The organism is Gordonibacter pamelaeae 7-10-1-b (assembly GCF_000210055.1).
GTDB classification, from domain to species: Bacteria; Actinomycetota; Coriobacteriia; order Coriobacteriales; family Eggerthellaceae; genus Gordonibacter; species Gordonibacter pamelaeae.
This window is the reverse complement of record NC_021021.1, coordinates 1,219,985-1,232,914: the sequence shown is the minus strand read 5'-3', so window position 1 is coordinate 1,232,914 and position 12,930 is coordinate 1,219,985. Positions and strand designations below refer to the sequence as shown.

At 64.4% G+C, this 12,930-nt stretch carries 10 protein-coding genes, 1 tRNA gene and 1 pseudogene; 10 read left to right on the top strand and 2 right to left on the bottom strand.

Going from position 1 to position 12,930, the window contains the following annotated elements:
- The first annotated feature begins 92 nt into the window (after positions 1-92).
- From pilM to gspM, 3 genes are read left to right on the top strand one after another with little or no spacing between them, the layout of a single operon-like run.
- Positions 93-1,118 (top strand): pilus assembly protein PilM, encoded by a 1,026-nt coding sequence (gene pilM / locus GPA_RS05715; protein WP_041239159.1) that lies wholly within the window; start codon positions 93-95, stop codon positions 1,116-1,118.
- A 9-nt stretch (positions 1,119-1,127) separates the two neighbouring features.
- Positions 1,128-1,769, top strand: a complete 642-nt coding sequence (locus GPA_RS05710; RefSeq protein ID WP_015539245.1) for a fimbrial assembly protein PilN — start codon at positions 1,128-1,130, stop codon at positions 1,767-1,769.
- A 1-nt stretch (position 1,770) separates the two neighbouring features.
- Complete coding sequence (gspM, locus tag GPA_RS05705) at positions 1,771-2,319, top strand: type II secretion system protein GspM (protein ID WP_015539244.1); 549 nt, start codon at positions 1,771-1,773, stop codon at positions 2,317-2,319.
- Here gspM and GPA_RS20375 read toward each other — a convergent pair.
- A complete protein-coding gene (locus GPA_RS20375) occupies positions 2,316-4,712 on the bottom strand; it encodes a transporter substrate-binding domain-containing diguanylate cyclase (RefSeq protein WP_390212827.1) in 2,397 nt (798 codons plus the stop codon). The genes gspM and GPA_RS20375 overlap by 4 nt on opposite strands.
- 433 nt (positions 4,713-5,145) lie before the next feature.
- Here GPA_RS20375 and GPA_RS05695 point away from each other — a divergent pair.
- Positions 5,146-5,221: transfer RNA gene (locus GPA_RS05695), tRNA-Phe, on the top strand.
- A 110-nt stretch (positions 5,222-5,331) separates the two neighbouring features.
- On the opposite strand, the pseudogene GPA_RS05690 reads toward GPA_RS05695, so the two are convergent.
- Positions 5,332-5,475 (bottom strand): annotated as a pseudogene (locus GPA_RS05690) (twin-arginine translocase TatA/TatE family subunit); the annotation flags it as partial.
- A 158-nt stretch (positions 5,476-5,633) separates the two neighbouring features.
- On the opposite strand from GPA_RS05690, the gene GPA_RS05685 reads away from it, so the two are divergent.
- From GPA_RS05685 to GPA_RS05660, 6 genes are all read left to right on the top strand, one after another.
- Positions 5,634-6,254: a TetR/AcrR family transcriptional regulator gene (locus tag GPA_RS05685; RefSeq protein WP_015539242.1), complete on the top strand. Its 621-nt coding sequence runs from the start codon at positions 5,634-5,636 to the stop codon at positions 6,252-6,254.
- A 162-nt stretch (positions 6,255-6,416) separates the two neighbouring features.
- Positions 6,417-6,887 carry a 5-(carboxyamino)imidazole ribonucleotide mutase gene (purE, locus tag GPA_RS05680; protein ID WP_015539241.1) on the top strand — a complete coding sequence of 157 codons (471 nt, stop codon included), beginning with the start codon at positions 6,417-6,419 and terminating at the stop codon, positions 6,885-6,887.
- A gap of 332 nt (positions 6,888-7,219) precedes the next feature.
- Positions 7,220-9,403: a thiamine pyrophosphate-dependent enzyme gene (locus GPA_RS05675; protein ID WP_015539240.1), complete on the top strand. Its 2,184-nt coding sequence runs from the start codon at positions 7,220-7,222 to the stop codon at positions 9,401-9,403.
- Positions 9,396-9,989 (top strand): indolepyruvate oxidoreductase subunit beta, encoded by a 594-nt coding sequence (locus GPA_RS05670; RefSeq protein WP_015539239.1) that lies wholly within the window; start codon positions 9,396-9,398, stop codon positions 9,987-9,989. The genes GPA_RS05675 and GPA_RS05670 overlap by 8 nt, the downstream gene beginning before the upstream one ends.
- 222 nt (positions 9,990-10,211) lie before the next feature.
- On the top strand, positions 10,212-11,195 hold the full coding sequence (locus tag GPA_RS05665; RefSeq protein WP_015539238.1) for a diguanylate cyclase domain-containing protein: 984 nt from the start codon (positions 10,212-10,214) through the stop codon (positions 11,193-11,195).
- Positions 11,196-11,426: 231 nt separating this feature from the next.
- Positions 11,427-12,668 carry a phenylacetate--CoA ligase family protein gene (locus GPA_RS05660; RefSeq protein ID WP_015539237.1) on the top strand — a complete coding sequence of 414 codons (1,242 nt, stop codon included), beginning with the start codon at positions 11,427-11,429 and terminating at the stop codon, positions 12,666-12,668.
- Positions 12,669-12,930: the final 262 nt, after the last annotated feature.

Here is a 12,930-nt window from a genome sequence, read left to right as displayed (position 1 = left end):
ATCTGGTTTGATAACTTGCCCTTACCCGCTTATTGCGCTCGCTGTGCGGTGCCCCCTGCTTTATAATGGGCCATCGAGGGAAAGAGGCGCGCATGGCTAAGGCATACACCGGTGTCGACATCGGAACCGGGCACTTGAAGCTGGCGGTCTGCGACGGCAAGGCGGTTTCGCAGATAGCCATCGAGGAAGTGCCTGACAACCTGGTGAAAGACGGGCGTATAACGTCGCTTGAAACCATGTCCGAGCTGCTGCGCGATGCGGTGCGCAAGCATAGGATAACCGCCAAGAACTGCGCGCTCGTCTTGCACGCGCGCGACGTGTATACGCGCCGGATATCCCTGCCCGCCATGACGGTGGACGAGTTGAAGCTCAACCTGCCATTCGAGTTCAGAGATTACATCGCCGACGGCAAGGACAAGTACCGGTTCGACTACGCCATCTTGGGCACGAGCAGCGACGAGGCGGGCAACCTGCAGGATATGGACGTGCTGGCCGTGGCAACCCCTGTCGAGACGATCGATGCCTACGGCGACATGCTGCGCCGCGCGGGGCTCAAGCTGCGGATTGCAGCTCCAGACATCATGGCCTATGCCAACATCATCTCGCAGTATGTGCGCCGCCATGCGGCGGGAGGCGACGGTATGCCGGCGGTGTCGGCAGATCAGGATTTCTGCTTCTTGGACATCGGCAGCGCAAACACGAAGGTGTACCTGTTCCCCGAGGGGAAGTACGAGGTCACGCGCTCTATCGAGTTCGGAGCGCTCTCGCTGGCGTCTGCGGTGGCAGACCACTTCGGCGTCGATTTCAACCTGGCGAAGGCTTACTTGGCCAACGACTACGAGGGGGCGCAGACTATTCAGCCATGCCTCGACCTGTACGAGCGCATTGGCATCGAGCTGGCCCGTATCGTCAGCTTCTTCAATTTCAACTATCCGAACAGCCAGCTGAACACGGTGCATTACTGCGGAAGCGGGTCGGGTATCGCCCCCTTGCTTCATGCTCTCGACGAGCACCTTGCCATCGATTTGGTGGATATCGGCGCGATGATGCCCTATTCGCCTGCCGTGGCCGATCAGGTGCGCATCTGTCCTGCTGCCGTTGGCATCGCGCTGCAGTAAGGAGAAGCAATGGCCCTCGAGATGACGCTCAAGCGGAGCAAGAAGCCTGTTTATCCCACGAAGACCACCATCAACTTGGCGGTAGATGACAAGGGCGAGAACAAGATGGCGCGCAACCTCGTGTTGTTCGCCGTGGCGTTGGTGCTGATAGCGCTGTTCGCGAAATTCGCGGTTGTCGATGTCATGGCAGCCGCCTCGGCGGCCTCGGGGAAGGTCGCTGCCGCCCAATCCCAGCTGTCCGCTCTCGAGGCGGCGAACGCCGACTACGACGAGCTACAGGAGCGGTACGCCGCTTTCACGGTGAACAGCCTGTCCGATGTGGAGAAGGCCCTGGCCGATCGCGGGGCGATACTCGACTTGCTGCAGGGAACGGTGGCCAACATGGCCGAGCTCCAGTCGGTTAACGTGACGGGCAACACCGTTATGCTGCAATTCGCGAACACCTCGCTGCAGGACGTGTCGCGCGTGGTGGCGTCGCTCGAGGGCAGCGACCTCGTGGCGAACGTTTCGATGAGCACGGCGAAAACAGACCGAAACGACGAGGTTGTTTCAACGATCACCGTGACGCTGGCCGGGGCTGATATGTTGGCGGCCGCCAAGGAAGCTGCCGCTTCGAATGCCTCGTCTGGCGCCAACGGGACGGGGGCGTAGGATGAACCGTTCTTTTACCACGCGCGAGAAGGCCCTGATGCTCATCTTGGCAGTGCTCCTTCTTGGCTGCTGCTACTATCTGCTGGTGCTGAAACCCTCTTTGGACTCTATTGCAGCGTCCGAGGCGAAATTGAGCGAGCTGGATAGCGAGATTACCATCCAACAGGCAGTTTCCGCCAAGAAAACCCAGCTGGAGCAGCAGATTGCTGAAGCGGAGGCGTCTGGCACCCCGCAGAAGACGCTGCCGGCCTACGACAACACGAAGAACGAGATCAACGAGTTGAATGCCATCCTGGCCGATGCGACCAGCTACAACATCAACTTCTCGGAAGCCGATCTGACCGACGCGGTTGTGCGCAGAGTGGTGGACATCTCGTTTACCTGCGACTCGTACCATGCAGCGCACCGCGTGCTTGTGAGCTTGGTCAACTGCAAGTACTCGTGCCTCGTCACCGATATCGCCATAACCGGCAGCGGACTGGGACAGTCCTCTTCGTCCGGCAAGGTATCGGCCAGTGCATCCATCACGTTCTTCGAGAAGCTGGGCTAGCTAATCGGGCTCTGGCCTTCCTTTGCCTTCTCCAGCACGAAGCGGTCCTTGCCGTCGGCTTTGGCGCGGTAGAGGATGCTGTCTGCTTGCTGGTAGGCATCGCGGTACGACAGGGGAGTGCCGGATATCTCGATGCCGCCTATGCTCAAGGTGATGAGGCGCTTGATGCCGTCCTGGTCGCTGAATTCCACTCCCTGCTCAACAAGGAGGCTGCAACGCTCGACCAGCTGGCTGTGCTCGATGGACCCGCAGATGCACACGGCGAACTCGTCGCCCCCCAAGCGGCCGATAAGGTCATGCGAGCGGAATGCGTTGCGCAGCACCGTTGCCGTTTGGCGCAGCGCGGCGTCTCCTGCCAAGTGCCCGTAGGTGTCGTTGACGCTTTTGAAGTCGTCCGTGTCGATGACGAGCAAGGCGCCGCAGGTGCCCGTTTCCAGCTGCTGCTCGGCCCGCTCGCGGAACGTCGCCCAATTCAGCAAGCCGGTGAGGCCGTCGTGCTGGGCGCGCTTCGACAGGTCCATCTTCTCGCGCACCTCTTCGTCTACGCGGGTGATCTTCCCAATGACCGATATGGGTCGGCCCTCGTCGTTCGTTACCAGATGGGACACGATGCGAATCCAGTGCGCATCCCCCGGATCAGGTTCGTACTGCAGCTCGCTGAAGGGCTTGCTGGGCGAGGTGAGCGCATCGAGAAGCTCGGGGTCGGATTTCTCCGCTATCAAGGCGTGGGCGTGGTGGATGATGTAGTGCGACCGGTCCTCGGACAGCTCTCCCGCTTCGACGTCCACCAGGTTCTTGAGGCCGGAGGGGTTCGACATGATGAGCGTGTCGGTTCCCATGGAGTACTCGAAAAGCTGCTCGTTCGTCAGGCTGTACAGCTTTTGGAAACGCAGGTTTTCCTCGCGCACACGCCGGTTCGACAGCACACGGGTGCGCAGGTAAAGCACCAGCAGCATGATGATCAGCATGAGCACCGCAATGGCGCCGATGGCGAACTCCAGCAAGTGGCTTGAGATGAACGCGCCCACATGCTCGTCGGGGTCGATGAGCGCGTTTTCGTAGACGATGGAGTCGAGCTCTTCGGTGGACAGGCCGCGGATGGTCTTGTCTATCACGGAGAGCAGTTCGGGCTCTACCGGCTGCACGATGCCGAAGCTGATTCCGATGGTTTGCGTGGAGGTGGGCAAGGTGAGCAGGTTGCTTAGCCCGTCGATGTTCGAATAGTACGGGGTGGTGTACGACGTGCCGTACGTGTAATCCGCGCGCCCCTCGTTTACGGCTTTGAAGCAGTCCTCTATGGAGTCGCAGATGATGAAGTCGCTCCCGGCGGGGGCGGTGTTCGTCATGTCCCACGGTAGGGCCAGCGTGCGGCTCTCGAGGTTGTCGGGATCGACGTGGCGGTTGTACACAAGCAGCAGGCTCGTCGTCATATAGGGTGCGGTCAGCGAAAGATCGAGCGTCGAGGCTGCCGCATCGTTGGACTCAACGCCGGCCACGATCTCAACGTCGGCCGTGCGAACGGCGTCGAGCAGGTTGTCGCTGCGATCGATGGGCACTATCTCGAACGTGAGGCCCGTCTGCTTCTCCACGTAGTCCAGCATGCCGCGCGATACGCCTTTGAGCTCGCCGGTTTTCTTGTCGAACGACTGAAGGGGCGCTTTTTCGGAAATAACCCCCACGCGCAGCGTGTCGTGATTGCGGGCGAACGCAAGCTCCTCGGCGTTAAGCGCAAAACTCGCGCTGGTCTTGCCGAAATATTTCTCGTACAAGTTGCTCTGCAGCTGGGGGTTGCTTTCGTTGATGCGCTCGATGGTCCGGTCGATCTCGTCGATGATCGTGCGGTCGCCCTTCGGCGCCGCGAAGAAGAACGGCCGCCCGGCGAACGAGGTGACCACGTGGAACCCTTCGACAGGGCTGATGTCGATGCTGAGGAAGGCGTCGGCCTCCCCCGATCTCACCTTCTGCGCCAGCTCGCTGTTGGAGGCGCATTCGACGGTGGTGTAGGCGAGGTTGTTCTTCTCGCAGAAATAGTCGAGCTCTTCACGGCGCTGCTTCGCCGAGCTTAGGATGGCAATGTGCAGCGGTCCTTCGGTGAAAAGGTTGGTCGCGGTTATCCCGGCATTCTCGTTGGGGACGAACAGCGAGGTGTGCGCGGTGCCGTAGCTGTTCCGGGGGTACTCGTACGTGTCGTCGAGCGCCGGGCTGTACGTCATGCCGCTTTCGAGGTCTATCCGCCCGTCCTCGAGCATGTTCATCAGGTCGATAGCCTGCTCGTTGGAGGTTTCGCCCTCGGCTTTCACGAACTCGTACGTCCAGCCGGTGAACTGGGCGATGCGCTGCAGGTAATCGTAGGTGTAGCCTTCGAGGCTGCCGTCGGCGTTGCGGCTGATCATGCCAGGGATATCCATGTACCCTACCCTGACCACGCGTTGGCCGGAGTCGGTGGAAGAAGAGCTCGATGCCTTCGGTGCCGTTTCGGCGAACGCCTTGCCCGCCGAGACGCCGGCGTCAAAAGGCGAGAGAGGTACGAGCGCGCAGGCGAGCAGCACAACGAGGGCAACTTTCGCTGCAATGGCGAATCGCGCTATCCGTGATGCTCCCACGTCAACATTCCCCTCTCTGCATGTGCTGCCATTGTAACCCCAATGGGACGTTTGAGCGTGCGAGAACGACAACCGGTAAGAAGGGTTCACCATGAGGTTTCGGCTTCGGTGTTGGTCATGGGTTCACGTTTCGAAAATCCGGAAGGAAATGCCTCGTGATCGCTTGACCCGGGAACGTGCGACCGGTACAATATCGTTCCACGTCCTCACGGACGCTGTATGTGGTCGGGTAGCTCAGTTGGTAGAGCAGCGGACTGAAAATCCGCGTGCCGAGGGTTCAAGTCCCCCTCCGACCACCACGATGATGACAGTGCCCCGAATCCTCGCGATTCGGGGCACTTTTTGGTGTGCGGCTAAAAAACGAGCACCTTTGCTCCGCTGTCCAGAGGGGAGGCTATGCCGTCTGGGTGTCGTCTTCCACGCGGCCGCGGATCTTCTTGACGGTGCGGCCCAGCATGCCGCCCAGCTTGGGCAGGTTCTTGGGGCCGAAGATGACGAGCACGACCACGAGGATCAGGATCAGCTCGGGCAGTCCCATGCCGAATATTTTCATTGTCCGCCCCTTTCGCGGTCTGGCTTGCCGATGCATCGGCCAGTATAGCAGCCTTAATTTTATAGTGACTATAAAATTGTGGTAAATAAAGAAAGGCCTCGCAAAACTTCCGTATAATGCAAGGCGTCGAGCGGGCAAAACGGTAGGGAGGAGCGGACATGGAGAAGCCGAGTGCCGAGGGCTTGCGTGAGCGCAAGCGCCGCGAGACGCGCGCGGCTATCGAGCGTGCGGCTATCTCGCTGGTAGACGAGCTGGGCTACGACAACGTGACCGTGGCCATGATCAGCGAGCGAGCCGTGGTGTCGCAAGGCACGTTCTTCAACTACTTTCCCACGAAAGACGCCGCCATCGTAGGGCTGGGCCGGGTCGACCTCGATGCCGGAGTCGTCCACGCCGCCTACGACCGCATCGAGGGCACGCCGTACCACGCCACGCTCACGCTGTTCCTGAAGGTGGTGCGCGACCTGGACTGGACGAGCGAGATCGCCGCCATGCGGGCGCGGTTGGTGGCCCAGACGCCGGCACTCATGAAGCTGTTCTTGGACGGCACGTTCGGCTTCGTATCCGACTTCCGCGGCATTTTGGCCGCCTACCTGGAGCGGCATCCCGAGCGGCGCAGCTGTCCGGACGAGCTGACGCCCTCCGAGGAGGCGGGTCTCGTGGTGGCCGAGGCGCTTGAGGCGGCGAAGTTCGCGCTGGCCCGCGCCACGGCCGATCCCGACGCGTCGCTTCCCGATGCGGCCGAGGTGGAGGCCGTCGTCAGGCGGATCGTCGGGTAAGGGCGCGCCGCCCGCCGTCTGCCCCGCGCTGCGCGCGAGGGCGGGGCCGGTCGATGGAAAAGCGGCGCATGAGCGGGCGCGCGCTTTCCGAAACCCCTACAATAGCAGGTGCGAACAACACGAGCGCCGCCGCGTCAGGCGGCGCCGAACGAAGGAGGCCACATGTCCTGCGAGAACAACAATCCGGTCGTCGGCATCATCATGGGTTCCGAGAGCGACATGCCCGCCATGGAGCCGTGCATGAAGCAGCTCGACGAGTTCGGCATCCCCTACGAGGTGAAGGTGGCAAGCGCCCACCGCAAGCCGGCCGAGGTGCACGAGTGGGCCAGCACGGCGCACGAGCGCGGCATCCGCGTGATCGTGGCGGCCGCCGGCAAGGCCGCGCACCTGGGAGGCGTCGTTGCGGCCTACACGCCGAACCCGGTGATCACCGTGCCCATGAAGACGAGCGACCTGGGCGGCCTCGACTCGCTGCTGTCCATGGTGCAGATGCCCTCCGGCGTGCCGGTGGCCTGCGTGGCCATCAACGGCGCGAAGAACGCGGCCATCCTGGCCGTGCAGATCCTCGGCACCGGTTGCGACACCGCCCGTCAGAAGATCATCGACTTCAAGCAGGGCATGGCCGAGGCCTAGGCGGCAGCGCCTGCCGGCTTGCAGAGGCGATCCTCGGGCGGGGGGGCTGCGAGGGAGTGCGCTGTGCCGGCTGGGTCTGATCCGGTGAATGAAAAAACGAGTTGCGAGGGATGGGTCCATGGGCGCATCCCTTCTCTTTTTAGGACGTCGGCGGCGCCTCGCCCGGATGCGCGCGCAGGGGGGCCTCCGGTTTGCTATCATGGGATTCGTGAAAGTCCAGGCATGGGACGCCGAATGTTTCACGTGAAACATTTGTACGGATAGTCGGCGGCGCATCCCTTCCGTTGCCGTCCTGGCAGCGACCAACGAGTACCGAAGCAGGCGAAACGCGTATGACGAAGAAACTTCTGATGGGGAACGAGGCGTTCGCGCACGCGGCGCTCGAGGCGGGCGTGCGCGTGGTGGCGGGGTATCCCGGCACGCCGTCGTCCGAGCTGATAGAGACGGTGGCGAAGCTGCACGCGTCCGGCGCGGCGCGAGGCGTGCACGTGGAATGGTCCACGAACGAGAAAGCGGCGCTCGAACTGCTGGCCGGCGCCTCCTATGCCGGCGCGCGCTGCCTGTTCACCTGCAAGCAGGTGGGGCTCAACGTGGCGTCCGACCCGCTCATGAGCCTGAACTACGTGGGCGTGAAGGGCGGCCTCGTGCTGTTCGTGGCCGACGACCCCGGCCCCATCTCGTCGCAGACCGAGCAGGACACGCGCCGCTTCGCCGCCTTCGCGAAGATGCCCGTGCTCGATCCGTCCACGCCCGACGAGGGCTTCGCCATGATGAAGGAGGCGTTCGACCTGTCCGAGCGCTACCATACGCCCGTCATCGTGCGGCCCACCACGCGCATCAACCACGCATCCACGTTCTTCGACGTGGCCGACGCCACCGACGCGCGCTCCGTGCCCCCCGAGGGTTTCGAGCGCGACCCCAAGTGGATCATCTTCCCGCGCCGCGCCTACGAGGCGCATGGCGAGATCAACGAGCGCCTGCGCGCCATCGCCTGCGACTTCGCCGCCGAGCCCGCGCTCGCCGCGTTCAATCCGATATTCGACGCCGGAAAAGGGCCGAAGGAAACGGAGAAGGCCTGCGCAGCTTCTGCCCCCGCCCTCGGAGGCTCCCTCGCGGGGGATTCAAAAAAGCAAACAAGTGTTTCACGTGAAACATTTGATGACGGAAACGGTAATGCTTGTACCCCGCTCCGCGGCATCGTGGCGGGTGGCGTGTCGGCGGCCTATGCGCGCGAGGCGTTGCGCATGCTGGAGCAGCGCGCTGCCGAGCAGGGCTCCGAGTTGCCCGCCTATCGTTTCTGGCAGGTAGGGACGCCTTACCCGTTCCCCGAGAAAACGGCCGCACGGTTCACGGAAGGCCTCGACGAGGTGCTCGTCGTGGAGGAGCTCGACCACGTGCTGGAAGACGAGCTCCTGCGCTTTGCCGGCCGCACGCATGCGGCTTTCGCGGTGCGCGGCAAGCTCACCGGCGACGCGCGCGACCGCGGCGAGAACGACGTGGACGACCTTGCCGCCCGCATTGCAAGATTCCTCGACATCGCCGAAAAACAAACAGATGTTTCACGTGAAACATCTTCGCCCGAATCCCCATCTGCTCCCGCGACGGCCCCGGCGAGTACCCCGCTCTCCTACGATGCTCCCGCCGACGACCCGCTGCCCGTGCGCCCGCCCGTGCTCTGCGCCGGTTGCCCGCACCGCGGCAGCTTCTACGCCGTGAAGCGTGCGCTGGGGAAGGCACCGGCCGTGCTGTGCGGCGACATCGGCTGCTACACGCTGGGAAACGCCAAGCCGCTCGATGCCGTGGACACGTGCCTGTGCATGGGCGCGGGCATCACCATGGCGCAGGGCTTCGCCGTGGCCGAACCGGGCAAGAAACACGTGGCGTTCGTGGGCGATTCCACGTTTTTCGCCAGCGGCCTGCCCGGCATCGTGAACGCCGTCTACAACGGCCACGACGTGACCGTGTGCGTGCTCGACAACGCCACCACCGCCATGACCGGCTCGCAGCCGCACCCCGGCACGGGCGTCACGCTCATGGGGCCGAAGCGCACGCCCGTCTCCATCGAGCGCGTGCTCCAGGCCGTGGGCTTCGAGTGCATCGTGCACGCCGACCCGCTCGACCTGGACGCCTCCGTTGCCGCCTCGGCCGAGGCGCTGGCGTTCGAGGGCCCCAGCGCCATCCTGTTCGAATCGCCGTGCGTCCAGCTGGTGAGGCCGGGCGCGCCCGCGGCGGTGGATGCGGATGCGTGCACCGGCTGCAAGAAGTGCATCACCGAGATAGGATGTCCCGGCATCGGCTTCGACGGCGACGCGCGCGGCCCGAAGAGCAAGGAGCGCGGCCAGGCGTTCGTTGATGCGAGCCTCTGCAACGGCTGCGGCCTGTGCACGCAGGTGTGCCCCTTCGGCGCGCTGGGCGTTCCTCCGGCTGGTCAGTTGGCGGATGCGGATGCGGCTGAAAATCCTGCCGCAGTGTCACATGAAACAGAGGCTCCGGCGGAAGGAGGCCCCCATGCGTAACGTTCTGTTGGCGGGCGTGGGCGGCCAGGGCACGGTGCTGGCCGCGAAGGTGCTGGCCCAGGCCGCGCAGGAGAAGGGCTGGCAGGTGCGCACGGCCGAGACCATCGGCATGGCGCAGCGCGGCGGCAACGTGGTGTCGCACGTGCGCATGGGCGATGGTGGGGAAGAGGTGCTGGCGCCACTGCTGGCGCACGGCACGGCCGACCTCGTGGTGGCGTTCGAGCCGGCGGAGGCCGCGCGCGTGGTACCGTTCCTGGCTCCCGGCGGCACGCTGGTCACGGCCACGACAGCGCTCCAGCCCGTCACGGCGGCGCTGTCGAAGACCCCCTACCGTGCGGCTGCCGTGGTCGCGCGCCTGCAGGAGCAGCTGGCCGATGCGGCCACGTTCGTGGCCGTGGACGATGCGGCGCTGTGCGCGCAGGCGGGCAGCCGCAAGGTGCTGAACACGCTGCTTCTGGCCAGCGCGCTGAAGACGGGCTGCCTCCCGCTCGATGTGGACGACTTGCGCCGCGCCATCTCCTCCTGCGTGAAGCCGCGCTTCGTCGACCTCAACCTGGCCGCCATCGACGCGGTGGCGGCCAGGTAGGCCCGTCGCCCGCCGCCTGGTTTTCGGCCCTCTTCCGGTCTGGGCGCTGCCTCCCCGGCGCGTCCGACACGCCCCGGCACGGCCGGCTTCGCTCGCTGGCCGCGCATTCTTTTTCGGCCGCTCTTCCTCGTGAAAAAACAAGGGGGTGTCGAGTACCCTGCTATACTAAAAGTTGAAGCGCGCGACCACGCCGCTTTCAAACCGTACCGGAACGAGGGCGAAATGGGCGAGACGATGGAACGGGTATGGCTTGACGAGGCCATCGAGCTGGCCAAGGCGCTCTGGCGCGCCTATGTTCTGGAACCCACCGAAGAAGGGGGCCGGTTCATCTTCGACTCGCTCTTCCAAAGCGATTTCTCGCTCATCGGCACGGGCAAGCACGAGATGTATCCCAATCTACCGGCGTTCATGGGCGGCCTCGGGCGCGACCAGGAAGAGGCCGAGGGCATAACCTTCGAGATACTCGACGACTATTACGAGGCCCGGCCGCTCGGCGAGGGCTGCTGCCTCGTATTCGGCACGTTGTGGGTGCGCGAGAGGCCGAGCGAGCCCAAGTCGCTCCTGGTGGAGATGGACACGCGTTTCAGCATGGTGTTCCGGCGCGAGGGCGACCGCTGGCTCCTCGCCCACCTGCACCACTCCACGCCCAACGTCGACCAGCACCGCGACGAATACTATCCCAAAACGGTGACGGAGCAGGCGAACGCCGCGCTCGCGTACTCCAAGGCACTTGAGCGCCGCGCCGAACTCGACCCGATGACCGGCCTGTTCAACCATGTGGCCTTCGAGGGCCACGTGTGTGAGGCCCTGGCGCGCGGCGCCTCGGGCGGCACGTTCTTCATGATCGATCTGGACGACTTCAAGCTGGTGAACGACACGCTCGGGCATCCCGAGGGCGACCGCGTCATCGTGGAGTTCGCCGATGTGCTCTCCGACGTTTTCGCGCAGGACGCCTACGTTGGGCGCATGGGCGGCGACGAGTTCGCCGCGTTCGTCGAATGCCCGCTCTCTGTCGCGCAGGCCGAGGCGAAGGCGCGTACGCTCGTCGAGCGCTGGACGGCGTGCTCGGACGGGCGCGTGAGGCTGGGGTGCTCCGTCGGCCTGGCGTCCGTTGCGCGCGACCAGACGTTCTTCGACCTGTACCATGCCGCCGACAAGGCGCTCTATGCCAGCAAGCGCAACGGCAAGGGACGCTTCAGCTGGTAGGGAAAGGGAGCACGCCGCACCCGGCCCGCACACCCGGTCCCGCACGAAAAAACGGCTTTGCATTCCGCGGCCGTTCGCCTAGAATACCAAGCATGGTAATCGCGAACGACATCTTCTCCCTCCCAGCCGTGGTTTCGGCTGGTCGATGGCTCTAGCTTCAAGCACCGCCGTGGGCGGGCTTGAAGCGACCCCTGCGACCCCGCAAGCCATCCAACGAAACGAGGACCTCCCATGCAGTTGACCACCGACCAGTTCGCGCTCGTCAAGGAGCAGTTCAAGACCCTGAAGGCGCGCTCGCCGTTCTACGCCATGAAGTTCGAGGGCATTGACCTGCCCGACGTGCAATCCCAGGAAGATTTCGAGAAGCTGCCGTTCTCCGAGAAGGACGATCTGCGCCGCGTGTACCCGCTGGGCCTGCAGGCCGTGCCCGACGAGGAGGTCGTGCGCATCCATTCGTCGTCCGGCACCACGGGCACGCCCGTCATCGTGCCCTACACGCAGCAGGACGTGACCGACTGGGCCATCCAGTTCGCGCGCTGCTACGAGACGGCGGGCATCACGAACACCGACCGCATCCAGATCACCCCCGGCTACGGCCTGTGGACGGCTGGCATCGGCTTCCAGCTGGGCGCCGAGCACCTGGGCGCCATGGCCATCCCCATGGGCCCCGGCAACACCGAGAAGCAGCTGCGCATGATGCAGGACTTGAAGTCCACCGTACTCTGCGCCACCAGTTCCTACGCGCTCCTGCTGGCGGAGGAGATTGCCGAGCGCGGCATCCGCGACAAGCTCTGCCTGCGCAAGGGCGTCATCGGCTCCGAGCGCTGGGGCGACAAGATGCGCGCGCGCATCGCCAGCGAGCTGGGCGTGGAGATCTACGACATATACGGCCTGACCGAGGTGTACGGCCCCGGCATCGGCATCTCGTGCGACGCGCACCACGGCATGCACGTGTGGGACGACTACGTGTACGTGGAGATCGTCGACCCTGCGACGGGCGCCCCCGTGCCCGACGGCGAGGTGGGCGAGCTGGTGCTCACCACGCTGCGCAAGCAGGGCGCGCCGCTCATCCGCTACCGCACGCACGACCTCACGCGCATCATCCCCGGCGACTGCACCTGCGGCTTCGGGCATCGTCACCCGCGCATCGACACGTTGACCGGCCGCACCGACGACATGTTCAAGGTGAAGGGGTGCAACATCTTCCCCGCGCAGGTGGAGGAGGTCATCGCCGCCACCGACGGCACGAGCTCGGAGTACCAGGTGATGATAGAGAACATCAGCGGCAAGGACGTGCTCACCGTGCTGTTCGAGACCCCGCTCGACGGCGAGGCAAAACAGCGTGCCGAGGAGGAGCTGGCCCTCATCTTCAAGGCGAAGTGCGGCTGCACCCCCGACGCGAAGGGCGTCCCCATGGGCGAGCTGCCCCGCTCGGAGAAGAAGACCAAGCGCATCTTCGACAGCCGCTATTAGTTCCGTTTGCCTCCGGCAAACGGAACCAGCCGACGCTGCGGCCGGCTGAGGCACCCGATCTTCGCGCGATCCCGGAGGCTCGCGTACCAAAGTACGCGTCGCCTCCGCGATCCCACGAATCTCGGGCACCTCAGCCGCCCTCGCTGACTCACTACGCCAACCTGCGCGGCCGTTATGCGGCCTCCGGCCGCATGGCCGGGGCACGCCCCGGCCAACCAACCTGCGCGGCCGTTTTCGCGCCTGCGGCGCGAAGGCCGCCCTG